At 68.8% G+C, this 24,725-nt stretch carries 25 protein-coding genes; 14 read left to right on the forward strand and 11 right to left on the reverse strand.

Annotated features, from left to right (window positions below; genetic code table 11):
* Window positions 1-12 precede the first annotated feature (12 nt).
* Window positions 13-1,005, forward strand: a complete 993-nt coding sequence (locus tag SFC76_RS18590; protein WP_322850900.1) for a 2-hydroxyacid dehydrogenase — start codon at window positions 13-15, stop codon at window positions 1,003-1,005.
* A 90-nt stretch (window positions 1,006-1,095) separates the two neighbouring features.
* Window positions 1,096-1,296, forward strand: coding sequence for a hypothetical protein (locus SFC76_RS18595; protein WP_322850901.1), 201 nt, complete (start codon window positions 1,096-1,098; stop codon window positions 1,294-1,296).
* Window positions 1,297-1,321: 25 nt separating this feature from the next.
* On the opposite strand, the gene SFC76_RS18600 is transcribed toward SFC76_RS18595, so the two are convergent.
* A complete protein-coding gene (locus tag SFC76_RS18600) occupies window positions 1,322-1,783 on the reverse strand; it encodes a nucleotidyltransferase domain-containing protein (protein WP_322850902.1) in 462 nt (153 codons plus the stop codon).
* Window positions 1,784-1,799: 16 nt separating this feature from the next.
* A complete protein-coding gene (locus tag SFC76_RS18605) occupies window positions 1,800-3,203 on the reverse strand; it encodes an NAD(P)H-dependent flavin oxidoreductase (RefSeq protein WP_322850903.1) in 1,404 nt (467 codons plus the stop codon).
* A 171-nt stretch (window positions 3,204-3,374) separates the two neighbouring features.
* On the opposite strand from SFC76_RS18605, the gene SFC76_RS18610 reads away from it, so the two are divergent.
* Complete coding sequence (locus SFC76_RS18610) at window positions 3,375-3,833, forward strand: hypothetical protein (protein WP_322850904.1); 459 nt, start codon at window positions 3,375-3,377, stop codon at window positions 3,831-3,833.
* A gap of 139 nt (window positions 3,834-3,972) precedes the next feature.
* On the opposite strand, the gene SFC76_RS18615 is transcribed toward SFC76_RS18610, so the two are convergent.
* The 3 genes from SFC76_RS18615 to SFC76_RS18625 are packed head-to-tail and all read right to left on the reverse strand — an operon-like array spanning window position 3,973 to window position 7,188.
* On the reverse strand, window positions 3,973-5,106 hold the full coding sequence (locus SFC76_RS18615) for a glycosyltransferase family 4 protein (RefSeq protein ID WP_322850905.1): 1,134 nt from the start codon (window positions 5,104-5,106) through the stop codon (window positions 3,973-3,975).
* A 43-nt stretch (window positions 5,107-5,149) separates the two neighbouring features.
* Window positions 5,150-6,334, reverse strand: coding sequence for a DUF418 domain-containing protein (locus SFC76_RS18620; protein ID WP_322850906.1), 1,185 nt, complete (start codon window positions 6,332-6,334; stop codon window positions 5,150-5,152).
* Window positions 6,331-7,188, reverse strand: a complete 858-nt coding sequence (locus SFC76_RS18625) for an alpha/beta fold hydrolase (protein ID WP_322850907.1) — start codon at window positions 7,186-7,188, stop codon at window positions 6,331-6,333. The genes SFC76_RS18620 and SFC76_RS18625 overlap by 4 nt, the downstream gene beginning before the upstream one ends.
* Before the next feature lie 37 nt (window positions 7,189-7,225).
* Between SFC76_RS18625 and SFC76_RS18630 the strand changes: the two genes are divergently transcribed.
* From SFC76_RS18630 to SFC76_RS18645, 4 genes are all read left to right on the forward strand, one after another.
* Window positions 7,226-8,584: a protein adenylyltransferase SelO family protein gene (locus SFC76_RS18630; RefSeq protein WP_322850908.1), complete on the forward strand. Its 1,359-nt coding sequence runs from the start codon at window positions 7,226-7,228 to the stop codon at window positions 8,582-8,584.
* A gap of 162 nt (window positions 8,585-8,746) precedes the next feature.
* Window positions 8,747-10,159, forward strand: coding sequence for a succinylglutamate-semialdehyde dehydrogenase (gene astD / locus SFC76_RS18635; RefSeq protein ID WP_322850909.1), 1,413 nt, complete (start codon window positions 8,747-8,749; stop codon window positions 10,157-10,159).
* Window positions 10,160-10,487: 328 nt separating this feature from the next.
* Complete coding sequence (locus SFC76_RS18640) at window positions 10,488-10,781, forward strand: hypothetical protein (protein ID WP_322850910.1); 294 nt, start codon at window positions 10,488-10,490, stop codon at window positions 10,779-10,781.
* A 44-nt stretch (window positions 10,782-10,825) separates the two neighbouring features.
* The gene (locus SFC76_RS18645) at window positions 10,826-11,398 is read left to right on the forward strand and encodes an AAA family ATPase (RefSeq protein ID WP_322850911.1); all 573 of its coding nucleotides are present in this window, start codon (window positions 10,826-10,828) and stop codon (window positions 11,396-11,398) included.
* Here SFC76_RS18645 and SFC76_RS18650 read toward each other — a convergent pair.
* The gene (locus SFC76_RS18650; RefSeq protein WP_322850952.1) at window positions 11,343-12,056 is read right to left on the reverse strand and encodes an EAL domain-containing protein; all 714 of its coding nucleotides are present in this window, start codon (window positions 12,054-12,056) and stop codon (window positions 11,343-11,345) included. The genes SFC76_RS18645 and SFC76_RS18650 overlap by 56 nt on opposite strands.
* Window positions 12,057-12,333: 277 nt before the next feature.
* On the opposite strand from SFC76_RS18650, the gene cobA reads away from it, so the two are divergent.
* The 6 genes from cobA (at window position 12,334) to SFC76_RS18680 (ending at window position 18,465) form a co-directional block, all read left to right on the forward strand.
* Window positions 12,334-13,125: a uroporphyrinogen-III C-methyltransferase gene (gene cobA / locus SFC76_RS18655; RefSeq protein ID WP_322850912.1), complete on the forward strand. Its 792-nt coding sequence runs from the start codon at window positions 12,334-12,336 to the stop codon at window positions 13,123-13,125.
* On the forward strand, window positions 13,122-13,418 hold the full coding sequence (locus tag SFC76_RS18660; RefSeq protein WP_322850913.1) for a DUF2849 domain-containing protein: 297 nt from the start codon (window positions 13,122-13,124) through the stop codon (window positions 13,416-13,418). The genes cobA and SFC76_RS18660 overlap by 4 nt, the downstream gene beginning before the upstream one ends.
* A gap of 510 nt (window positions 13,419-13,928) precedes the next feature.
* The gene (locus tag SFC76_RS18665; RefSeq protein WP_322850914.1) at window positions 13,929-15,560 is read left to right on the forward strand and encodes a nitrite/sulfite reductase; all 1,632 of its coding nucleotides are present in this window, start codon (window positions 13,929-13,931) and stop codon (window positions 15,558-15,560) included.
* Complete coding sequence (locus tag SFC76_RS18670; RefSeq protein WP_322850915.1) at window positions 15,553-15,984, forward strand: DUF934 domain-containing protein; 432 nt, start codon at window positions 15,553-15,555, stop codon at window positions 15,982-15,984. Before SFC76_RS18665 ends, SFC76_RS18670 begins: the two co-directional genes overlap by 8 nt.
* Window positions 15,977-16,735 (forward strand): phosphoadenylyl-sulfate reductase, encoded by a 759-nt coding sequence (locus SFC76_RS18675; RefSeq protein WP_322850916.1) that lies wholly within the window; start codon window positions 15,977-15,979, stop codon window positions 16,733-16,735. The genes SFC76_RS18670 and SFC76_RS18675 overlap by 8 nt, the downstream gene beginning before the upstream one ends.
* A 101-nt stretch (window positions 16,736-16,836) precedes the next feature.
* Complete coding sequence (locus SFC76_RS18680) at window positions 16,837-18,465, forward strand: histidine kinase famiy protein (RefSeq protein WP_322850917.1); 1,629 nt, start codon at window positions 16,837-16,839, stop codon at window positions 18,463-18,465.
* A gap of 13 nt (window positions 18,466-18,478) precedes the next feature.
* Here the strand turns inward: SFC76_RS18680 and SFC76_RS18685 are convergent, their stop codons facing one another.
* From SFC76_RS18685 to SFC76_RS18705, 5 genes are all read right to left on the reverse strand, one after another.
* The gene (locus SFC76_RS18685) at window positions 18,479-19,822 is read right to left on the reverse strand and encodes a hypothetical protein (protein ID WP_322850918.1); all 1,344 of its coding nucleotides are present in this window, start codon (window positions 19,820-19,822) and stop codon (window positions 18,479-18,481) included.
* 28 nt (window positions 19,823-19,850) lie between these two features.
* Window positions 19,851-20,558 carry a hypothetical protein gene (locus SFC76_RS18690; protein ID WP_322850919.1) on the reverse strand — a complete coding sequence of 236 codons (708 nt, stop codon included), beginning with the start codon at window positions 20,556-20,558 and terminating at the stop codon, window positions 19,851-19,853.
* A gap of 1 nt (window position 20,559) precedes the next feature.
* Window positions 20,560-21,258: a C39 family peptidase gene (locus SFC76_RS18695; protein WP_322850920.1), complete on the reverse strand. Its 699-nt coding sequence runs from the start codon at window positions 21,256-21,258 to the stop codon at window positions 20,560-20,562.
* Window positions 21,255-21,608, reverse strand: coding sequence for a hypothetical protein (locus SFC76_RS18700; protein WP_322850921.1), 354 nt, complete (start codon window positions 21,606-21,608; stop codon window positions 21,255-21,257). The genes SFC76_RS18695 and SFC76_RS18700 overlap by 4 nt, the downstream gene beginning before the upstream one ends.
* 67 nt (window positions 21,609-21,675) lie before the next feature.
* Entirely contained in the window at window positions 21,676-23,211 is a 1,536-nt protein-coding gene (locus SFC76_RS18705) for a hypothetical protein (protein ID WP_322850922.1), read from the reverse strand.
* Between the two features lie 322 nt (window positions 23,212-23,533).
* On the opposite strand from SFC76_RS18705, the gene SFC76_RS18710 reads away from it, so the two are divergent.
* Window positions 23,534-24,709: a hypothetical protein gene (locus SFC76_RS18710; protein WP_322850923.1), complete on the forward strand. Its 1,176-nt coding sequence runs from the start codon at window positions 23,534-23,536 to the stop codon at window positions 24,707-24,709.
* Window positions 24,710-24,725 lie beyond the last annotated feature (16 nt).

The following is a 24,725-nucleotide window of genomic DNA, read 5'->3' on the forward strand; positions in this document are numbered from 1 at the left end:
GCCGATGCCGCGATGCCAGAGCCCCGCAGGACCCCCAGGGTGATCGTCACCCGCGAGCTTGCCGACACGGTGATGGACCGGCTCGAGGCGCTGTTCGACACGACCAACAACCGCGGCGATGCGGCGATGACGCGCGACCAGCTCGCCGCCGCGATGGCGGATTGCGACGTGCTCGTCCCCACCGTCACCGACGAGATCGACGCCGCGCTGATCGCGGGCGCGGGCGACCGGCTGCGGCTGATCGCCAATTACGGCGCCGGCGTGAACCATATCGCGCTGAAGGCGGCGCGCGCGCGCGGCATCATCGTCACCAACACGCCCGGCGTGCTGACCGAGGATACCGCCGACATGGCGATGGCGTTGATCGTCTCGGTGCCGCGGCGGCTCGCCGAGGGCGAGAAGCTGGTGCGCGCGGGCGAATGGCACGGCTGGAGCCCCGGCGGCATGCTCGGCCATCGCATCGGCGGCAAGACGCTCGGCATCGTCGGCATGGGCCGCATCGGCCAGGCGGTCGCGCGGCGCGCGCGCGCCTTCGGCCTGTCGATCCATTATCACAACCGCCGCCGCCTGCCCGCGGTGGTCGAGGCGGAGCTGGGAGCGACCTTCCATGCCGATCTCGACGCTTTGCTCGGGCTCGCCGACATCGTCAGCATCCACACGCCGCTCAACGCCGACAGCCGCGACCTGATCGATCGCCGCCGCATCGGGCTGATGCGGCCCCACGTCTACGTCATCAACACCTCGCGTGGCGGCATCCTCGACGAGGGCGCGCTGGTCGACGCGCTGGAGGCGGGCCGCCTCGCCGGCGCCGGGCTCGACGTGTGGGAGCACGAGCCGCGCATCGACCCGCGGCTGCTCGCGCTGCCCAATGTGGTGATGACCCCGCATATGGGCTCGGCGACGCTCGAAGGGCGGCAGGCGTCGGGCGAGCGCGTCATCCAGAACATCCGCATGTGGGCGGACGGCCATCGCCCGCCCGATCAGGTGCTCGACGGCTGGGCCTGAACCGCCATTCGATTGTGACAAAATGTTGCCGATCGGAACATCCTGCTGCGCCGCACCATTAAAGCGGCTTCAAATCAGCAAGGGAAATCAATGATGAAGATCAAGCCGCTCGCCGTCTCCGCGCTCCTGCTCGGCTCCGCGATCAGCCTGTCGGCGTGTTCGACGCTCAAGGGTGCCGGCATCGGCGCCGCGGGTGGTGCGGGCGTCGCCGCCGCGACCGGCGGCAGCGTCGAAAAGGGTGCGGCGGTCGGTGGCGCCGGCGGCGCGGTCGTCGGCACCGTCGCCGACTAAGCGAGGTTCGGGAGCGTCGAGCGCCTCAACCCGGCGCTCCCGTACATTCGAGGATGCGCGCCCGCGCGCGATCCTTGTCCCGCCCGAAGCGCGTGAGGATCGCGATCATCTCCTCCCGCGCCGGCACGAACACGGTCTCGTCACCGACCGCGACCGCCACCCGCGTCGCCGGCACCAGCGCCGCCCAGCCCGAACCTTCGGCGAGCATCAGGCCGCCCATGATCTCGACGTCGCGATCGCCCCGCGGCCAGCGCGCGAACACCTGCGACCGGAAGCGCGGATGCGAATCGCTCGCCGCCAACGCCACGCCCAGCCGCGCCGCCAGCGCCAACGCGTCCCGCTCGTCGGTCAGCAGATCGATATCGGCCACCGCGGTATCGCCGCCGAGCAGCACCACCGCCGCACTGCCGATGATCCACCACGGCGCGACCGCGGTGCGCATCGCTTGCGCCACCGCGATCAATGCCGTCTCGACCGCCGCGTCCATCGTGCCGACGGTCCGCTCAGTCCCCGGTCAGGATGCGATCGACCAATTGCTTCACCGTCGGCACGAAGCCGTTCGAGTAAAACGGATCGCGCTTGAAATTATACGCCGCATGTCCGGCGAACATCAGATTCTGGTCGATGTCGCCGCCATGCGCGATGTCCTGCAGCGTCTTCTGGATGCAGAAGCTGCGCGGGTCGGCGAGCCGCCCGGTCGAATTGGTGTCGGTATCCGCCCAGCTCGAGAACGAGCATTGCGACAGGCAGCCCATGCAATCCGCCTGATCCTTGCGGATGATCCCCTTTTCGACCGGGGTCACGAAGACCAGCGTGTTGTCCGGCGTCTTCAGCGCGTCGGTATAGCCCTCGCCGAACCACTGGCGCGCACGCAGCAGGTCGTTGCGCGTCACCCAGAAATTCTTGCCCTTCACGCCGACGTCGAGCTGGAAGACGTGATCGCCCGCCTCCTGCGTCGAAAAGGCGATCTGCCGCTCCGATCGCGCCTCAAGATTGCGCAGGAACGGGTTGCGCACCGCCGACGAATAGAAACCGGTCGGCGAGAAGCGATGCAGCAGCACCTCGCCTTCCTCGATCTGGGTCAGCTTGGCCTTCCAATCCTGCGGGATCGGGCTTTCCTGCGTCAGCAGCGGCCGCGTGCCATATTGGAAGGCGATCGTGCCGAGTTCCGGATTGTCGATCCAGTCGTTCCAGTCGCGCAGGTACCAGACGCCGCCCGCCATCACGATCGGCGTGCTGTCGGGGATACCGCCCTCACGCATCACCGCGCGCAGCTCGGCGACGCGCGGGAACGGGTCCTGCGGCTTCAGCGGGTCCTCGGCGTTCGACAGGCCGTTGTGGCCGCCGGCGAGCCACGGGTCCTCGTAGACCACCGCCGCCAGCCATTCCGACGCCTTCGAATAAGCACGCTTCCACAAGGCGCGGAACGCCCGGCCCGACGACACGATCGGCAGATAGGATACGCCGTAGGAGGCGGTGATCTCCGACAATTTATAGGGCATGCCGGCGCCGCAGGTGACGCCCGCGACCATGCCGCGCGTCCGCTCCAGCACGCCGTGCAGGATGCGCTGGGCGCCGCCCATCTCCCACAGCACGTTGATGTTGACCGCACCCTGGCCGCCGGCGATCTCATAGGCCCGGTGCACCTGCTGCACCGCACCCTCGATCGCATATTCGACCAGTTCCTCGTGCCGTTCGCGGCGGGTCAATGCGCGATACACCTGCGGGATAATCTTGCCCTCGGGGTCGTAGCTGTCGGCATTTACCGCGGACACGGTGCCGATGCCGCCGGCGGCGGCCCAAGCCCCTGCGGAAGCGTGATTGGTCGCAGCGACGCCCTTGCCGCCCTCGACGAGCGGCCAGACCTCGCGGCCATTATAGACAATCGGCTTCAGGCCCTTGAACACGGAAAAATGCACCTCATCCGGGGGTAAATACGACCGGCTATACAAGAAGGATGCCGGGAAGCGAAGAAATTGCGCGCCCGTCGGCGCCGTCCGTCGCGCCTTAGGCCGCGGTTAACCCCGTTGCGCCACACCCTCCCGATCGACGCATCACGCGAGGGGAAGGTTACACCGATGGGGGTCCTCAATCACCTGATCGCGCCGCGGCGTGCGCCGGGTGCGCTGCTGCCGGTGCCGCCGAGCTCGCCGCTCGGCACGCTGCTGCTGCCGCAATTCGCGCGGCTCGGCTGCGTCGCGGGCGCGCTGCCCGATCACGGGCCGACCGGTTCGGCCTGGTCGCGCGCCTATGTCCTCGGCGCCGCCTGCGCGTCGCTCCAGCAGCACGGTGCCGTCCCGGTCAGCGACCGCGCCTGTTTCGCCGCCGCGCTCGACGCATTCGCGCTGACCTATGGCGAAATCGGCGCCCGCGACATCCTCGCCGCGACCGTCGCCGCCGCCGAGGCGCAGGAACCCGAAGTCGAGGACGGCCTGCTGCAAGGCGCCGCCGACCTCGCGCTCGCATCCTCCGGCGAGGCCGCCGCCTCGCTCCACTTCGCCACGCGACTCAGCGAGGAACTCGCCGAGGAGGTGTGAGCGCGACGGCAGCCGCCGCGCTCCGCTCGCGCGGGAGCATTGCGAAAGCCGCTCTGCCCCACACCCGGACTGCACCCCAGCGGGTAAAGGGCCTAGCGTTGCAGAAGGCTCGCGTTGAGCCGCAAAGCGAACACCAGCCCTATCCCAACACCCCCGGCCGCCCCATCGCCGCGCCATACAAGGCCTTGTACCGCGCGATCATCGTGCCCTCGTCGAACTCGGCGCGCGCCTTCGCGCGGTTCGCCGCGCCGACCCGCGACCGCAGCGCCGCATCGGAGACCAGCGCCTGCAACGCGTCGCGCAGCAGCACCTCGTCGCCGCCGGTGACGAAGGGCGCATTCTCCGCCGCCACCATCCGCGGCACGTCGCCGACCGGCGTGCTCACCACCGGCAGGCCCGCCGCCATTCCCTCGACGACGCTGATCGGGAATTGCTCGCTCGCCGAGGAGAGCGCGATGATATCAAAATGGCCGACGAAGCGATGCGGCCGCCCCAGGAACCCCGGCATCGCCACGCGATCCGCGATCCCCATCGCCGCCGCGGTCGATTCGATCGCCGCCCGCTCCGGCCCCTCGCCGACGATCACCAGCCGGAACCGACCCGCGATCCCGCCGCAGGCGCGCACCAGCAGCGGCAGGTTCTTGACCTCGCGCAGGCCGGCCAGCGCGCCGATCACCACCTCCTTGCCGTTGGGCACGAAGCCGGGGATCGCGCGCAGCTCCGGCTTGCCCGCATACAGCGCGGTATCGATACCGTTGGCGATGCGGTGAAGGCGCGCCGCCGGCTGCTTCCACGTCCGCCGCGCGATCTCCTCCAGCACCTCGGACGGCACCACGAGCGCCTGCGCCGCGCCCAGCGCGATGCGGCGATAGACGTTGCGCTCGATCTTCAGCCCCCGGGCCTCGTCGGCGTTGAAGCCGTCCTCGTGATGGACCAGCGGCGGCGCGCCCTTGGGGAACACCCGCCGCGCCATCACCCCGTCGATCGCGCCCCAATTGTAGGTCAGCACCAGATCGAAGCGCCGCATGAACCGCGCCAGCGCCTCGTAGCGCGCCACTGACGGCCGCCCGGTGAGCGCCGGCGGGTCCTGCGCGATCTCGTAGCGCACGCCCTTGGCGATCGCGTCGCGCGCGCCGAGCTGGTCGGGCACGCCGCTGACGATCGTATGCCGCGCCGTATCGCCGAACGCATTCATCAACCGCACCGCCCGCGCCTCCTTGCCGCCCAGGCTGAAGCTCGAATGCAGATGCAGGATATGAACGGGTTGCGGCATATCGTGTCGTGTAGCGGCGCGGCGGGGTTCGCGGAAGAACGGTTTACCGCAGCGGCAGCCACCGCCGTTCGACCACCGACCGCCACGCCCATTCGACCGGCGCGATGCGGAACCGCCGCACCCAGTGAACCGCTAGCCACAGCAAGAGCGCGTCGACCGCCAGCGCCAGCGCCATCATCGCCGCCCAGCCCAGCCGCCCGTACAGCCCCAGCCCGTAGGGCGAGAACACCAGCCACGACACGATCAGCGTCTGCGCGACGTACAGCGTCAGCGCGGTCCGCCCCGCCGCCGCGAACGGCGCCAGCCACCGCGCCCGCGATGCGAGCAACGCGACGAGCGCGACATGCCCCAGCGTCATCGCCAGCCGCGCGACATCATCCCACATCCATGCGATCGCGACCCGCCCGTCGAACCGCGTCGCCTCCCACGCGCCGTACAGGCGCAGCGGCAGGCCGACGCCATAGCCCCACGCCAGCATCCGCCAGTAGCGCCGCCGCGACCAGCCGCCCTGCAGCGCCCCCAGCCGGAACAGGCCCGCACCGATCAGCATCGTCGCCGCCGCCTCCCAGACGTAGACGACCTCCTCGCCGCCCAGCCGCTCCAAGCCGACCCGCCGCTGCCCGGCGGTCCATTGCGCGCGCGTGCCGTGGCCGAAGGCATCCTCGCGCGTCACCGCCGCGGCATTGGCCGCCGCCATCTGCGCGTGCGCCGCCGCCGGTACCTGCGTGGTCAGCCCGGTCGCCAGCGTGAACGCCGCATAGGACAGGCCGACGACGAACAGCGCCCGCGTCGGCAGCGTCCGGAAACCACAGGCGACCAGCGCCGCCACCGCATAGGTGTGCAGGATATCGCCCGGCCACAGCAGCAGGAACATATGCGCGATGCCCAGCGCCCACAGCACCGCATTGCGCCAGCCGTAGCGCAGCGCCACCGCCAGCGGATTGTCGCTCGCCGCCGCGATCCGCTCGGTGAGGATCAGCATCCCCGCCCCGAACAGCATTTCGAGCAGCGCCCGCGCCGTGCCTTCGACCAGCACGGTCTGCGCCCACCACGCCGCCTGATCGGCGCCGCTCCAGCCGATATGGCGGATGTCGGACCAATTGGCGGTCATCGACGCGCCCATCTCGCTGACGTTGAGGAACAGGATGGCGAGGATCGCCACGCCGCGCAGGATGTCGAGCAGGACGAGCCGCGGCGCCCCATCCGGCTCGTCGCCGGCGGGCGTCACGACAGTGCTTTCTCCAGCAGCCGGTCGATCGGGTCGTGCAACGCCGCCTCGCTCAGCGTCGGGGCATGGCCGACGCCGGGCAGCGTCACCAATTCGGCCTGGTCGAGCGCCGCGAGCATCCGCTCCGCCACCGGCTGCGCCAGCACGTCGGACCGGCCGCCGCGCACGATCAGCACCGGCACCGCACGCAACGCCGACAACGCTGCCCACATGTCCGGCCCGCTCTCGTTGCCCGGCGTCTTGAACGGCTCGGCGATCTTGAGGTCGTAATCGAGCACGATGCGCCCGCTGCTGTTGAGGCGGTAGACGCGCTTGGCCATCGCCAGCCAATCCTCGATCTTCCAGTCGGGATAGACGTCGGCATGCGCGTCCTGCAGCGTCCGCGCGGCGTGCATCCAGGTCGGGCAGCTGCTGCCCTTGCCGACGTAGCCGCGGATACGGCTGATCCCGCTCGCCTCGATCTCCGGCCCGACGTCGTTGAGCAGCGCGGCGGCGATCCCCGCCCCCGCCTGCGCGAGCAGCATCGTCACGATCCCGCCGAGCGAGGTGCCGACCGCGACGACGCGCGCGATGCCGCGCTCGGCGAGCAGCGCCTGCACGTCCGCGACATAGGTCGCGGGCGCATAGGTCATCGGGTCCTTGGCGTATTCGCTCTTGCCGCGGCCGCGAAAGTCGACCGCGATCACCTGCCGCCGCCCCGCCAGCCGGGCGGCCAGCGCATCGTAATCGCGCGCGTTGCGGGTCAGGCCGGGCAGGCACAGCACCGGCGGCAGGCGCTCGTCGCCCGGATAGAATCGATAATGCAGCTTCAGCCCGTCGGCCGACAGCCAATAGCAGTTTTCATAAGCGGCCATGGTTGCGTCCTGCGGTTGGCGACCTCCATATCCACACATGCCCATCAACCCGCAAGCATACCGCCCCGCATCCGCGCTGCTCGATCTCGGGCCGACGCTGTCCGATCCGGTCGCCGCCGCCGATTTCCCCGAGACGCGGCTGCGCTTCCGCAACGACCGCGCCGCCGCCGAGGTAGGCCTCGACACGCTCACCGACGCCGAATGGACGCAGGCGTTCGGGCGTTTCGCCCCCCTCCCCGGCACGCTGCCGCAGCCGCTGGCGCTGCGCTATCACGGTCACCAGTTCCGCCAGTACAATCCCGACATCGGCGACGGCCGCGGCTTCACCTTCGCGCAAACGCGTGATGTCGACGACCGGCTAATGGATCTCGGCACCAAGGGATCGGGCACCACCCCCTACAGCCGCTCGGGCGACGGCCGGCTGACGTTGAAGGGCGGCGTGCGCGAGATCCTCGCCACCGAGATGCTCGAGGCGCTGAACGTCCCGACCAGCCGCACGCTGTCGCTGATCGAGACCGGCGAGCGATTGATGCGCGGCGACGAACCCTCGCCGACGCGCTCGGCGGTGCTGGTGCGCCTCAACCACGGCCATATCCGCATCGGCAGCTTCCAGCGCCTCGCCTATCATCAGGACGAGGCGGGCATGCGCGCACTGGTCCGCTATGTCCTTACCAATCTCTACGGCGAGGATTCGGACGATCCGCTGCGTCTGCTCGACCATGTCGTCGGCCGCACCGCGACGCTCGCGGCGCGCTACATGGCGGCCGGCTTCGTCCACGGCGTGCTCAACAGCGACAATATCAACGTCACCGGCGAGAGCTTCGACTACGGCCCGTGGCGCTTCGCCCCGACCTGGGACCCCGGCTTCACCGCCGCCTATTTCGACCATGCCGGCCTCTACGCCTTCGGCCGCCAGCCCGAGGCGATCCATTGGGACGTGATGCAGCTCGCCGCCTCGCTGCGTCTGATCGCCGAGAGCGACCCGCTGATCGCCACGCTCGAGACCTTCGCGCCCCGCTACCAGCCGCAGATCACCGCGGCGCTGCTCTGGCGGCTGGGCGTCCTGCCGTGCACGCCGGAGGACGACCGCGCGCTGGTCCAGGCGATGGAACGCGCGCTGCACGCGTCGGCCGCGCCGCTCGACCGCTTCTTCTTCGACGTTTTCGGCGGCACGCTGCCCGACAGCTACGGCGAGGCGTGGCAGCCGTTCCGCGACGCCCTCGCCGCCTACGCCCCCCGCAAGGACCGCAGCCACCGCTATTGGCAAGGCGAACCCTGCAGCATGCTGATCGACGAGGTCGAGGCGATCTGGTCCCCGATCGCCGACGCCGACGACTGGCGCGCGCTTGAGGGGAAGGTGGCCGCGATCCGCGAGATGGGCGACGCGCTGGCGTAACGAAGGTCTCCCTTCCCCCCGTCACCGCTACGCGGTGCCACCTCCCCCTGGCGGGGGAGGACACGGCACACCCGCGATTGCGCGCATCCCCAGACCCCCGCCCCCACCTTGCCGCCCCGCCGCCATTCGCCTAACCCGTTGGACAGCACAGACAGGGTACGCATGGCCGACGCGATCATCTCCCACGAACCCGCCACCGGCGCCGAGCTGTGGAGCGGCGCGATCGGCGACGCCGACGACGAAGTCGCCGCCGCCCGCGCCGGCTGGGCGAGCTGGGCCGCGCAACCGCTCACCGTCCGCATCGAAACGATGCGCCGCTTCGGCAACGTCGTCCGCCAGCGCCATGAGGCCTTCGCCGACCTGCTCGCGCGCGAAACCGGCAAGCCGCTCTGGGAAGCGCGCACCGAAGTCGACAGCGTCATCGCCAAGGTCGACATCTCGGTCAGCGCCTATGCCGAACGCACCGCGCAACGCCGGCTCGAATCGCCGATGGGCAGCCGCATGGCATTGCGCCACAAGCCGCACGGCGTGCTTGCGGTGCTCGGGCCGTACAATTTCCCCGCGCATCTGCCCAACGGCCACATCGTCCCCGCCTTGCTCGCCGGCAATGCGGTGGTCTTCAAACCGTCGGAGAAGACGCCCGCGACCGGCGCCTTCCTCGTCGATTGCTACCGCGCCGCCGGCATCCCCGAAGCCTGCATCCGGCTGCTGATCGGCGGCCCCGCCGAGGGCAAGGCGCTCGCCGACCATCCCGATATCGACGGCCTGCTGTTCACCGGATCGGCGCGCACCGGCCTCGCGCTCAACCGCGCCTTCGCCGCCAAGCCCGAGAAGATCCTCGCGCTGGAGATGGGGGGCAACAACCCGATCATCGTCTGGGACACGCCCGATCTCCATTCGGCGGCGGTGCTCGTCATCCAGTCCGCCTTCACCACCGCCGGCCAGCGCTGCACCGCCGCGCGCCGGCTGATCGTCGAGGATCGCCTCTACCAGCCGCTGATCGACGCGATCTGCGCCATGGTCGGCCGGCTGATCGTCGGCAGCCCCCACGACGATCCGCAGCCGTTCATGGGTCCGGTGATCGACAATGACGTCGCCGATCAGTTGAGCGAAAGCTTCCTCGCGTTGCTGATGCGCGGCGGCCGCCCGATCCGCCACCTCGAACGCCCCGACGCCGACCGCCCCTTCCTCACCCCGGCGCTGATCGACATGACCGCGGCGACCGAACATCCGGACATCGAGCTGTTCGGCCCGATCCTGCAAGTCTATCGCGCCGCCGATTTCGACGCGGCGATCGCGCTCGCCAACAACACCCGCTACGGCCTGTCGGCGGCGTTGGTCAGCCAGACCCCGGCGCTCTACGACCGCTTCTGGGCGGGCATCCGCGCCGGCATCGTCAACTGGAACCGCCCGACTAACGGCGCCTCCTCGTCGGCGCCGTTCGGCGGCATCGGCTGGAGCGGCAACCATCGCCCCAGCGCCTATTACGCCGCCGATTACTGCGCCTATCCCGTGGTCAGCAACGAAGCCGAAGCCGCCCGCGCCAACATCGGCATCGGACTGCGCGACGCCTAGCGCGGCACTGAGGAAAGCACGAACCCGGAGGCAGGCAACGAGGATCGAGCCGACCACGAAAGCCCGTCACCCCGAATCCGTTCCGGGGTCCACCGGGCCGCAAGGCAACAGCCTCGCCTCCAGCCATTCTCCTCGCCGCAGCGTGGTCCCCGGGACGAGCCGAGACCTCAGCGAAACACCCGATGTACCCCGGCGAAGGCCGGGGCCCAGTTGGGAAAGCCGCTGTAAGCTATTACAAACCTTCGCCAAACTGGGCCCCGGCCTCCGCCGGGGTACAATGCCAATATGGAGCACACCGACTTTCGCAGAGGTCTCGAACGAGTCCGAAATGACGGCGTGGGCGCAGACAGCGCCCGACGCGATCAGACAACGTCATTCATCGCCCACGCTCTCGGGTTATACGCAGCGATCGATCCGCACGGACATCGGCATGCAGACGTATCATCTCACGACATTTCTCGCAAAAACCGCAGAGCGCGCCCGCCTCACCGGCGTCGCGGACCTGCCCGTAGATGCACTGCGCAACAAAGGCGGCCGCCGCACCCCACGAAAGCGCGCACTCCTCGCCCGCGCCGCGGCGCGTAATCCCGACGGCAGCGCATCGGTGATCAGCTACTTCTGATTCGCCGCGCTTCGCGAGCATGCCGCAATCTTCTACATAACCGCATGCCCCTCGCCGCTCTCGGTCCGCGCATCTGCATCATGGGTCCTTCGAACAGCGGCAAGTCGACGCTGGCGCAGGCGATCGGGCAGGCGCGCGACCTGCCGGTCGTCCATCTCGACCAGCTCCACCATCTGCCCGACACCGACTGGCAGCCCCGCCCGGTCGCCGCGTTCGTCGCGCTGCATGACGCTGCGATCCTCGATGAACGCTGGGTGATCGACGGCAACTACTCACGTTGCCTGCCGCAGCGGCTGGCGCGTGCGACCGGGGTCGTGCTGCTCGACGTGCCGACCCTGACCAGCCTGCGTCGCTACGTCGCCCGCTGCTGGTTCGACCGCGACCGGATCGGCGCGCTGGCGGGCAACCGCGACAGCGTCAAATGGGCGATGCTGCGCCACATCGCGACCACCACCCGCGCCAACCGCCGCCGCTACGATGCCTTGGCCGCGACGATCGACCTGCCCGTCGTCCGCCTCGCCACCCCACGGGCGATCGCCGCTTTCTACCGCACCGCCGGCCTCACCCGGCCGCGACGCGCCGCGATTCGGGCAGGGTCACCGCCGGCAGGCACTTGAACCCGGGCCGCGCGAGCAGATAGCCCTGGATGTAGCGGATGCCGAGCCCCGAGAGCATGTCATATTCCTCGATCGTCTCGATTCCCTCGGCGATCACCGCGATACCCAGCGACTCGGCGATCCGCACCACGCCCTCGACGATCATCCGCCGCGGCAGGCTCCGCTCGATGCCGCGGATCAACTCCATGTCGAGCTTGATGTAATCGGTCTGGAACTTGGCGAGCAGCCCGAGCCCGGCATGACCCGCGCCGAAATCGTCGATCGCGGTGCCGAAGCCCATCGCGGTATAGGATTCGACGATCGTCTTGACGTGCGCGGTGTCGGTCATCTCCTCGTTCTCGGTGAATTCGAAGATCAGCCGGTCGGTCGGAAAGCCCGTCGCATGCGCGGTCTTCAACGTAAGCTGGATACAGGCGAGCGGCGAATAGACCGCATTGGGCAGGAAGTTGATCGACAGCCGCGCATCCGTGTCGAGGATCCCGGCCGCCACCGCGCCCTCGATCGCCGCGACCCGGCATTGCTGGTCGAAGGCGTAGCGGCTGTCCGGCGTCACCTGCGCCAGCACGCTCGCCGCCCCCGCGCCGTCCGCGCCGCGCACCAGCGCCTCATAGGCGAAGGGCCGCCCGGTGGTGACGTCGACGATCGGCTGGAACGCCATCGCGATGGCGAATTGATGCTCCTCGCCGCGACATCCCTGACATCCGGCTGGCTTGACCTGTATCATAAAAGCCAATCTATTCACACGGATGCTAAGGCTTCATGAATAAGCGATTATCCGTTTTGGCGGCTGTCGCCCCCGCCGCGCCGCCGCGCGCCCGGAACGAGGCCGGGGCACCATCCGGCCGGGCCGTCCGCCCGCCATCGAAAGCTCCCCTAACCCCCGCCAAAGCAACGCTGGCTTGTCCCCCCGCCCGCCCCGGCCCATCTGGCGGAACATGGCCACGCTTCTCGATCCCAACGCCCGCGGGCGCGTCATCCTGGTCGGCGCCGGTCCGGGCGATCCCGGTCTGCTCACCGTCCGCGCGGTCGAGGCGCTGCGCAGCGCCGACATCGTCGTCCACGACGGCCTCATCGATCCCCGCGTGCTCGACATCGCGCCGCCGCAGGCGCAGCGCATCTCGGTCGCCAAGCGCCGCGCCCGCCACACGCTGCCGCAGGAGGCGATCAACGCCCTCATCGTCGCGCATGTGAAGACCGGCGCGATCGTCGTCCGCCTCAAGGGCGGCGACCCCTTCATCTTCGGTCGCGGCGGCGAAGAGGTCGAGGCGGTGCGCGCCGCCGGCCTGCCGGTCGAGGTCATCCCCGGCGTCTCGGCGGCGCTGGGCTGCGCCGCGGAGGCGATGCTGCCGCTCACCCATCGCGACCACAGCAGCGCGGTCAGCTTCGTCGCCGGCCAGTGCAAGGGCTTGTCCGATCAGGATTGGTCGGGCCTCGCCGGTCAGGGCCGCACGCTGGTGATCTACATGGGCGTCGCCACCGCCGCCGACATCGCCGACAAATTGATGGCCGATGGCGTCGCCCCCGACATGCCCGTCGCGGTGCTCGAACGCGGTACGCTCGCGGGCAGCCGCGCGATCCGCACCCTGCTCGCCGATCTCGGCGCGATGGTGACGCGCGAGGCGGTGCGGAGCCCGGCGATCATCGTCGTCGGCGAGGTCGTCGAACTCTCCGACGCCGAGGACAAGCTCGCCCGCTGGGCGCGCATCGCGGAGGGGGCCGCGGCATGAGGCTGCTGACGGGCAACGACCTCCCCACCGGCGACGTGGTGTGGTGGACTGGCACCGGCTGGTCGCGCCACGTCGAGGATGCGGTCGACGTCGGCACCGAGGGCGAAGGCATCCTCCGCGCCGAGGAAGGCGCGCGCCGCGTCAACGTGCCCTATCTCATCGACGCGATCCCCACGCCCGACGGCCCACGCCCCGCGCACATCAAGGACCGCATTCGCGCGCTAGGTCCCACCGTGCGCCCCGACCTCACGCTCAAGCCGGCCGATCCGTCGGCGGGAAGCTGGGTGATATGACGCATGCTACGCCGCGCGGGCGTGCAGGGAAGGTTCTGGTTCGCGCGGAGGCGCGGAGGCGCGGGGGGGTTGCGTCTGCCGTAGCCGGCTCGCCCCCGCACGGCCGACGGGCAACCGGACCGTGGCTGACGCTGGCGGACGCTTTCCCCACCCCGATTGCCTACCCGACCTCCCCCACCCCCATCGTCATCCCGACGAAAGTCGGGACCCACGGACACGCGGTCGCCGGTGAGACGCGGAACGACAGCGCCACCCACGTCCCAACCCCGCTAGTATTAAGCCTGTTGAAATGCGGTGAGGCACCAGCTCACCCCAAATCGATACCGCAACCATGGGTCCCGGCCTTCGCCGGGATGACGAAGGGACGTGGCGGCCATCCCACACGCCACCGGCGCAACCCCTCCGCGCCTCCGCGCCTCCGCGCGAACCAAAATCTTCTTCTCTCCGCGTCTTCGCGTCTTCGCGCGAACCCAACAGCCTTCGCCACGCACGCAGGCCGGAAAGCCGATCATGTATAAATACGACCAATACGACCAGGCGATCGTCGATGCCCGCGTTGACGAGTTCCGCGATCAGGTCGAGCGCCGCCTGTCCGGCCAGCTCACCGAGGACCAGTTCAAGCCGTTGCGGCTGATGAACGGCCTCTATCTCCAGCTCCACGCGTACATGCTGCGCGTCGCCATTCCCTATGGCACGCTCGACGGCCGCCAGATGCGGATGCTCGGCAGCATCGCGCGCGAATATGACCGCGGCTATGGTCATTTCACCACGCGCCAGAACCTGCAGTTCAACTGGATCAAGCTCGCCGACACGCCCGACATCCTCGCCCGCCTCGCGACGGTCGAGATGCATGCGATCCAGACCAGCGGCAATTGCATCCGCAACATCAGCGCCGACCAATATGCCGGCGCCGCCGCGGACGAGGTCGCCGATCCCCGCCCGTGGGCCGAGCTGATCCGCCAGTGGAGCACCTTCCACCCCGAATTCAGCTACCTGCCGCGCAAGTTCAAGATCGCGGTGATCGCCGCGCAGGAGGATCGCGCCGCGATGCGCCTGCACGATATCGGCATCCAGCTGGTCACGCGCGACGGCGAATTGGGCGCTGCGATCTATGTCGGCGGCGGCATGGGCCGCACGCCGATGATCAGCCATCTGATCCGCGATTTCGTCGCCGCCGACGATCTGATGAGCTATCTCGAAGCCGCGTTGCGCGTCTACAATCGCTACGGCCGGCGCGACAATATCTACAAGGCGCGGATCAAGATCCTGCTCCACGAGATCGGCGCGGACGAATATCGCCGCCAGGTCGAGGAGGAATTCCTTGCGGTCAAGCAGCTCGGCATCGACCCGCCGCGCGCCGAGCTCGACCGGATCACCGCGATGTTCGCCGCCCCCGCCTTCGACGCGGAGGCGCCGGCCGAGATCGACCGCAGCGACCCCGATTTCGCGGTCTGGCTCGACCAGAACGTCGCCGCGCACAAGCAACCCGGCTATGCGATCGTCAACGTCAGCCTGAAGCCCGCCGGCGGCATTCCGGGCGATGCCACCGCCGACCAGATCGACCTGCTCGCCGATTTGGGAGAAAGGTTCTCCTTCAACGAGTTACGCGTAACGCACGCGCAGAACATCGTCCTGCCGCACGTCGCTAAGCGCGACCTTGGTGAAGTCTGGCGAAGACTGGCGGAGGCCGGTCTCGCCGAGCCCAACCTCGATCTCATCACCGACATCATCGCCTGCCCCGGCCTCGATTATTGCAGCCTCGCCAACGCCCGCTCGATCCCGCTGGCGCAGAAGATCGCCGCGCGCTTCGCCGATCGCGACCGCCAGCGCGACCTCGGCGAATTGAAGCTCAAGATCTCGGGCTGCATCAACGCCTGCGGCCACCACCATGCCGGCCACATCGGCATCCTCGGCGTCGACAAGAAGGGCACCGAAAACTACCAGCTCTCGCTCGGCGGATCGGGCGCGGAGGACGTCAGCCTCGCCAAGATCACCGGCCCCGGCTTCTCGGAGGACGGCGTCGTCGACGCGATCGAGCGGGTCACCGCCCGCTATCTCGCGACGCGCGAGCCCGGCGAGCGCTTCCTCGACACCTATCGCCGCATCGGCTTCGAACCCTTCAAGGAGGCGATCTATGGTTGATGCAGCCCTGCTCCGCTTCCGCGACGACGAACCGCATGACGAGCCCGCGGTGACGCTCGACGCCTTCCTCGGCCAGAGCAACGCCACCGCGGTGCGGCTCGAAGCCGGCGAGGATGCGCGCGCGCTGCTGCCGCAGCTCGGCCAGCTCGCGCTGGTCGAAGTCAGCTTCCCCTCGTTCCGCGACGGCCGCGGCTACAGCGCCGCCCGCGTGCTGCGCGAGGCGGGCTATACCGGCGAGCTGCGCGCGGCGGGTGACGTGCTCGTCGACCAGGTGCCGCTGATGCGCCGCTGCGGCTTCGACAGCTTCGCCCCCGAAGCACCGATCGATGCCGACACGCTGCAACGCAGCCTCGACCGCTACGACTATCGCTACCAGCCCGCGGCCGATGCGATCGTGCCAGTATGGAAGCTGCGTCATGGGTGAAGCCGCCCGCGCGCTCGACGTGTTGGACGTCGCCCCGCCCTTCACCACCGCCGATGCCGCCGCGATGCAGATCCGCTTCGCCGGCGTGGCCGCCGCGGACATGCTGCGCGAGCTGCTGACCGGCGAGCTTGCCGGCCGCATCGCTTCCGTCTCGTCCTACGGCGCAGAATCGGCGGTGCTGCTGCACATGGTGGCGAGCATCGACAAGGACGTGCCGGTCGTCTTCACCAACACGCAGAAGATGTTCGGCGAGACGCTCGCCTATCGCGACGAGCTGTCCGAGCGGCTTGGCCTGACCGACCTGCGCGTCTTCCGCCCCGATCCGCGCATGCTCGGGCTGAAGGATGCGACCGGCATGCGCTGGTCCTACGATCCCGACGGCTGCTGCGAGATCCGCAAGGTCGAACCGCTGCGCCGCGCACTGGCGCCGTTCGATGCGTGGATCTCGGGCCGCAAGGGCTTCCAGGCGGGGACGCGCACCGCGCTGCCGCGCTTCGAGGAAGACGAGGGCCGGCTCAAGCTCAACCCGCTCGCCGATTGGTCGAAAAGCCAGCTCGACGCCTATTTCGCGGAGCACGACCTGCCGCGCCACCCGCTGGAGGCGCAGGGCTATCTGTCGATCGGCTGCGCGCCGTGCACGAGCAAGGTCAAGCCGGGCGAAGACCCGCGCGCCGGCCGCTGGCGCGGCTGGGACAAGGTCGAGTGCGGCATCCACGTCTCGGCGCTGCCCGGCGACGATCCCGCGTTCTGATCTGGATCATGCCAGTCCGGGAACAAGTCTAATCCAAGTGGGTTTTTCCGCTCGATCGGCGGTGCCTCGAGGCCAAGCCTTACTCTAGCGCTTGGAACGTCATGGCCGACGGTACCCCGGAAAAACCGCGGGGCGGCCCGCCGCCGCACCTGCAGAGCATCGTCAACCACGACATGGGCGACGACAAGAACGGCATCTTCTTCGCCGCGGTTTCGACGACGCGGATGCCGATGATCGTCACCGATCCGCACCAGCCCGACAATCCCATCGTCTTCGCCAATCCCGCGTTCGTCAACATGACCGGCTACGGTCTCGACGAGCTGATCGGGCACAATTGCCGCCTGTTGCAAGGGCCGGATACCGACCAGGACACGATCGCCGAACTGCGCCGCTCGATCGAGCAGCGCCACGAGACCTCGGTCGAGATCCTCAACTACAAGAAGAACGGCTCCGCCTTCTGGAACGCGTTGTTCATGTCGCCGGTGTTCGATGCCTACGGCGAGCTGGTCTATTATTTCGCGTCGCAGCTCGACGTCACCCGCCGCCGCGATGCCGAGGACGCGCTGCGCCAGGCGCAGAAGATGGAGGCGGTCGGCCAGCTCACCGGCGGCGTCGCGCACGACTTCAACAACCTGCTGACGGTGATCCAGGGTTTCGGCGACATCGTCCTGTCCAATCTGGAACGCGACGGCGAGTTCGATCGCAAGAAGGCGGCGCGCTCGATGCGCGCGGTGATGCAGGCGGCGGAACGTGGCGCGTCGCTCACCCAGCAATTGCTCGCCTTCTCGCGCAAGCAGAAGCTGCAGGGCCGCGTCGTCAACCTCGACGATCTGCTCGACCAGTTGCAGCCGCTGATCGAACGCACCGCCGGCGGCGCGATCAAGGTCGACATCCACCGCGGCCCCGGCATCTGCAACGCGCGCATCGATCCCACCCAGGCCGAGCTGGCGGTAATCAACATCCTGCTCAACGCGCGCGACGCGATGCCCGACGGCGGCACGATCACGATCGAGGCGCGCAACCGCACGATCGAGGCGGGCGACAAGGGCTTTGGCGAGCTCGAACCGGGCGAATACGTCATGCTGACGATCGCCGACCAGGGCACCGGCATGTCGCCGGAAATCCTCGCCCGCGTCACCGAGCCGTTCTTCACCACCAAGGATCAGGGCAAGGGCACGGGGCTCGGGCTGTCGATGGTCTATGGTTTCATGAAACAGTCGGGCGGCTCGCTGCGCATCTATTCGGAGGAAGGCCACGGCACGACCGTGCGGATGCTGTTCCCCTGCGAGGCCGCCGCGGTCGAACCGCAGGGATCGCAGCCGTCGCGCCCGCTCGCCGACAAGCGCGGCAACGAGACGGTGCTGCTGGTCGAGGATCAGGCCGATGTCGGCGACTATGCCGAGGCGGTGCTGACCGACTTCGGCTATTCGGTGCTGCGCGCCGATAATGCCGATACGGCGCTGGAGCTGCTCGACGGCGCCGGTACGATCGACCTGTTGTTCAGCGACCTGATCATGCCCGGCGGGATGAACGGCGTGATGCTCGCCCGCGAGGTCAAGCGCCGCCGCCCGCGGATGCGCGTGCTGCTCACCACCGGCTATGCCGAATCGTCGATCGAGCGCGTCGACGCCCGCGGCGCCGAATTCGAGCTGATCCAGAAGCCCTATAAGCGCATTGAGCTGGCCACCAAGGTCCGCCGCGTCATCGACGGTCCCACCGGCGTCGGTTGAGCCGATCCGCGGATCAATATGCGGTGAAGGTGAACGGAATGCGCAGCGTCGTGCGGACATCGGCGGCATCGTCGGTGGCGCCGACCTCGACGTTCCAGTTGAGCGTCGTCGAGGGCGAGGTGCGGTAGCTCACGCCGAACAGCAGCCGTCCGATCTGCAGGTCGCGGCTTTCCGCGGTCATCGCCTCGCCCAGCGCCTGCGTCGTCTGGTTCAATGCGCGCACCCGCGTCTTGGTGCCCAGCGCCCAGGTCTGCGCATAGCCGAGGCTGATCGACGTGCGCGGGTTGAGCGCGATCGCGATTCCTGCGCTGGCCGACGGCTGATTGCCCGGCGCGACGCGCTCGATATAGGCCGCGCCGATCTGCCGGTTGATGTCACGGGCGAAATTGTAGGTATAGCCCAGCGTCGCGAACAGCACGGCGGGATCGGTCGGCAGGATCGCGGTCAGGTTCGGCGTCACGCCCCAGAATCCGGCGCCGGTCGCCCCCTTCAGCGCATTGCCGAGCGCGTCGCGCCGCACCTTGAACGGATCGGTCCCGGTCGGTGACACCGCCTGGACGCCGGCGATCAGATAGGGTGCGCCATCGCGACCGTCGGTGATCTGATAGCGAAGGCCGAAGTCGATATCGCCGATGTCGGCGCCACTCACCGGCCGGTCGAGCTGCCCGGCATTGGGCTGGCTCGGGTTGGCGACGGGCGCCAGCACCGACTTGTCCGACCGATAGACGAACGGCAGCCGGCCGTTGATCTCAAGCCGGCTGGTCAGCCCCAGCCGTCCGACCGTGCCGACGGTGAGCACGTCCTGCCGGCTTTCGTTGATGTCGAACACGCCGATCAGCACCGCCTCCGGGATCTGCACGCCGCGGAACACCACTTGATTGCGATCGGCGCGGGCATATTCGAAATTGACCTCGACGGTGGCGCGACCCGCCTTGGTGATGATGCCGCCCTGTTCGGCGAGAACCGCGACCTGCACCTGCCGCTGGTCGGACGGCGCCTCGCCGACCGTCTGCACCTGCGGTCCCGCGGATGCGCTGCGCGGCGGCGCGGGCGGCGGCGACGCGGGCAAAGGCACGCCGCCCGGCGGCAGCGCGGTCTGCGCGACCTGCCGATCGGGCTCGCTCCGCCCGGACAGGCGCGCTTCGAGCCGGTCGATACGCGCGCGCTGTTCGTCCAGCGCCCGCTGTTGCCGCTCCAGCTCCTGCCGTTCGCCGGCCAGGGTGCGGCGCAGATCGTCGGTGCCGTCGACCGCGGCGGCGGGCACGGCGGCAGCGGCGGGTGACACCGTCTGTTGTGCCGATGCCGGCAGCGCGATCAGGCCGAGTGGAAGAAACGCATGGCAGACGGCCGGTCGCATCGATGGTGATCCCCTCTAGTGTCTTGGTTCAGCGCTGTCCGGCGGCGTCGGTCGCGATCCGGTTGACCAGCAGCACGCCGTTCATCAGCGCGACCGGCAGCCCGACCAGATTGACGTTGATCGTGCTGACCGTATCGATCGCACGATCGTTGCCGGTATTCGCGATGACCGCGCCGGTCGCCTGGCCGACGAGATGGCGGATCTCGGTCGCCGGGGTGACGAGCGCGACCTGCGTCCCGCGATCGTCGCTGGTCAGCCGCACGCTGCCCGAACTCGCCGCCACCGCCGGACCGTTGGCGGTGACCGGCACCAGCGTCTGGCCGGCGGCATCCAGCCAGCCCGTCGCGGGACCGGCGACGATGTTGACGCTGGCCGGCGCGTCCGGTCCCGGCGCGGTCACCGTCGTGCCGGTCGGCGTCCGCGAGACCGAGACGGTCGGCCAATCGGGATCGCCGGTCGCGACGGTGACGGTGCCGGGCACCGCGCTGGGGCTGGTCGTCCCGTCGGTATAGACGCGCACGCCGGCGTTCGGCCCTTCGCTCGAATAGATGGTGTGGAGCGCGAGCACGCCGTCGATCCGCGTCTGGATGTCGATACCGATCGCGACGTTCAGCCCGTTGGGCAGCAGCAGCCCGCCGCGCATCGTCGCCAGCTCCGCATCGGGCACCGCGGGCGGATCGTCACCCGGCCCGGCGGCACCGGCGAGCGCCGCGGCGATCAGCAAGGCGATCGGCATGTCAGAACTCTCCCAATTGCGGGCGGGTCAGCGCCAGTTGCGCGCTCTCCAGCGGATCGGCGGTCAGGAACGGACGGCCGTGCGGCGCGCGGATCAGATCGGCGGCCATGTTGAAATGCGACTGGCCGATCGCGTTGCGGCCGCTCAGCACGAAGAACACGCCGTTCCACTGTTTCGCGAACCGGCGGATGGTCTCGCGCCGCAGCCCGAGCGAGGGGTCGCCGAGCAGCAGCGTCTGGTCGTCGATCCCCTTGACGACGACGAAGTGGCGATAACCGTCGAAGTTGATCAACGCGACGCCTGGTATCCCCGCCCTGGCGATCTGTTCGACGCTGACCTTGAAGCCGTCCGCGGCGATGCCGCGCGCCGCCAGATAGCGTTTCATGTCGAGCAGCGAGAAGCCCAGCCGCCGAATCTGCGCCTGATCGCCGTCGCGGAACATGCCGAGGAACACGCTCTGCTCGCTCTGCGGATCGTCGTAATGATAGCGCAGCAGCGTCGCCAGCGCCGCCGAGCCGCAGCTGAAGTCATATTGCTGGCGCACCACCGTCTCGAACCGGCGGCCGATCAGGCTGGTCACCGGCGTGGCGAAGTTGAGCGTCGGCGAGAAGTTCACGCCGTTGCCCCCTTCGGGCAGCGGCATGCCGGTGCATCCCGCCGCCATCGTCGCCAGCGCCAGACCGATCGCCACGCGCGTCATTGGTTGATCGCGACGTTCACGTTCAGCGACGAATTGATCGACACGTTGTTCCCGGTGTTCGCACTCAGCAGCGACAGTCCGTTGAGGTTCTGGAACGCGCTGGAATCGAAGCTGATCGTCCCGGTTTCGGAATGGCCGTTGACGCTGTTGCCGCTGACCACGCCGGTGTTCTGCGCGCGGATCACCTGCGACAGGTCGGACTGGCCGGTCACCGCATGCAGCGCGCTGTCGTCGACCGGCTTCGCCGCGTCGAACGGGCTCGCCGCCGGCGCCGGTGGCACCGCCTGTGCGCCGGCGAGGGCGGGCGTCGCGACCATCAGCAGCGCGGGGCCGATGAAGAGAATACGCATGGCTGGGTCTCCCTATCGATCGATGGAAAAGGAGGGGGCGGCACCGCCACCCCCTCCGCCGTGCGGCTTATTGACCGAGGTTGATCGACCCGGCCGAGACGCTGACGTTGACCGCCGAGTTCTGCGATGCACCCGCGCCGGTGTTCATGTTGAGCGACTGCAGTCCGGCGAGGTTCTGGAACGCGCCGTCGCCGGTGGTCAGGCTGTTGTCGACCGCGCCGCTCGCGCCGCCCGGCGTCTGGTTGTAATCGACACGGACGCCGGTGACGTAGCTGGCGAGCGTCGCCGACGAGACGACCGCGCTCGCGCCGAACACGTTCGAGGTTGACGCGGCGCCGGTGCCCGCAGTGGCATAGCCGGTGCTGCGCGACGAGCTGTCGGCGTAGGTGGCGTCGCCGCCGGTCGCGACCGAACCGCTGCCCTCGTTGCGCGCGGTGTTGCGGCTGGAGCGATCCGAATTGTCGTTGGTCGACTGGTTGCGGCTGTCGGTGGCGTTGCCGTTGCTCGCGGCCACCTGCGCGCCCGTCGCCGAGCTGTTCTGCGAGCGGTCCGACCGGTCGGAATTGTCGGTGGTCGACTGGTTGCGGCTGTCGGTCGCCGAACCGCTGCCGTTCGAGGCGACCTGTGCGCCCGACGCGCTGCTGGTCGACGTGTTGGTCGAGCGATCCGAATTGTCGGTGTTGGTCGTCGTGTTGGACGTGTGCGAATTGTCGGATTGATCGCGGCTGTCGGTCGCCGAGCCGCTGCCGTTCGAGGCGACCTGTGCGCCCGAAGCGGACGAGGTGCGCGTCGTGTTGGTGGTCGAGCGGTCCGAATTGTCGGTGTTCACCGTCGAGCGATCGGCATTGTCGTTATAGGTGTACGACCGGTCGGCATTGTCGGTGTTGGTGACCGACTGGTTGCGGTTGTCCGATGCGCTGGCGCCGTTGTTGGCCGCGACCTGCGCGCCGCTTGCCGCCGAATTGGTGGTGCTGGTGTGCGTCGTGGTCGAGCGGTCCGAATTGTCGGTGTACGACCGGTCGGCATTGTCGGTGCTGGTCACCGACTGGTTGCGGCTGTCCGTCGCGGTGCTGCCGTTGTTGGCGGCGACCTGCGCGCCCGATGCCCCGCTGCTGTCCATCGAGGTCTGCGAGCGGTTCGAATTGTCGGTGTTGGTGGTCGAGCGGTTCGACGCGTCGGTGGCGGTGTTGGTCGCGGTGTTGTTGCTGTCGTTCATCGAATTGTTGGTGTTGGTCGTCGAACGGTTCGATGCATCGGTCGTCGAGCGGTTCGATGCGTCGGTGTTGGTCGCCGTGTTGTTGCTGTCGTTGACCGAACTGTCCGTATCGGCGTGGGTGAGCGTCGTATTGTCGGTCACCGCCTTGTTCGACGCGTAACTGTAGGTCAGCGAGCGGTTCGACGCATCGGTGTTGGTCGAGCTGTTGGTGTCGACGCGCGAATTGTCGGCATTGTACGAGCCGTTGGCCGCGTCGCCGCCCGCGGCGGTGCCGGTGTTGGTCGTCGTCGTGGAATAGGTGGAGCCCGGCTGGGTCGTCTGCGCCTGAACCGAGGCGGTCCATGCCAAGACGGGGAGTGATGCGGCGATCAGAAGGCGCGATTTCATGGCAGGCATCCCTTGTTGGCCGGTAACCCCCGGCGATCCTGGTAAGCCCGGCAATGCTGCTGCTGGCCGAGCCGGATCGACTCATAGGGTTAATGCTGCGTTCACGATTACCCCCCTTTGCCACTCATCATCCCGCCCGTTTGGGGGCCGCCTTTACCCCCAAACAGGGGGTAAATTCGTCCTATTGTTGTTGTTTCAAAATGAGTTATCGTGCGCGTCAATAATCAACCGATGAGTCGGCGTAAAAAAGACAGGCCTGGCGAGAGTCGAACGGGTCGACGCATGGAGAGGTGATTCGGTGGCGGCAGACAGAGATCTGCCCTTGCTCTTTCGTACGGCCGCGCTGCGCAGCGATGTGTTGCGGCCATACGACGAGCAGGGCACGCTATATTCAAGGGCGGGGCCGGCACCGGTTGCCGACCGTATCGCCCGCATCACATTGGACACCGACGACCAGCCGACCTCCACCGCAGACGACATCGCCCTGATCGCCGGCCATTTCGCCCGCACGCTCGGTGCCGACGGCTGGGCGCTGACCGGCTCGCCGCGCCAGGGGATGCCGAGCTGCCTCGCCGCCGCCGGCCTCGGCGACACCTTCGCGGCGCCCTTGCTGCGCATCGCCGACCAGATCGACTGCGCGCCGGGGCACAGGCCGCCGGCGCCGGTCTGGTGCGAGCGGCTCGCGCCGCCGCACGACGCCGCCGCGCTGGTGATCCCGGTCCCGCACACGCCGGGCCACGCCGCCATCTTCGTCAATGTGATCTTCGCCGACGTCGACGAGGGCCGCCGCGCGGAGATCGAGCGCGCGTGCCTGCGCGAATGGCCCAGCGTCTCCGCCTATCTCCGCCTGTGGCAATCGACCCGGCTGGAGCGGCGCGTCGCGGAGGGGGTGAGCGCCGGGCTGAACCTCATCGCGATCGGCATCGTGCTGCTGTCCGGCGACGGGCAGATCGTCTTCGCCAACGATGCCGCGCGGGTGCTGATGGACCGGCAGGACGGCATCCGCGAACACCGCGGCCAGGTGCAGGCGACGCATCGCGGCGACGCCGGCGCCTTCTCCACCGCGGTCGGCCATGTGCTGGCGCATTCGGGATCGACCGCGGCGCTCGAGCCGATGTCGCTGCTGATGCTGCACCGCGACCACGGCCCGCCGCTGGTGACGTCGTTCGTCTGCGCACCGCGCTCGACGGAAACGCCCGACGAAGGCGGCGCGCTCCTGTTCTTCGTCGATCCCGGGCTCGACATCCACCAACTCGCCGAGCCGGTCTGCAAGCTGTTCCGCCTGTCGCGGGTCGAGACCGAGCTCGCCTGCCTGCTCGCCTCGGGCCAGACGCTTGCGGCGGCGGCGCAGTCGCTCCACGTCAAGGTCAGCACCGCGCGCGGCTATCTCAAGCAGGTGTTCGTTAAGACCGGCAGCAACCGGCAGGTCGACCTCGTCCGCCTGATCTTCAGCAACCTGATCCGCACCGCGCACCGCAACCACGCCCGCCTGCGCTGACCGCGCCACAGGGCGG

Origin of the sequence: Sphingomonas sp. CD22, from assembly GCF_034556155.1 — a bacterium.
Taxonomy (GTDB): Bacteria; Pseudomonadota; Alphaproteobacteria; order Sphingomonadales; family Sphingomonadaceae; genus Sphingomonas.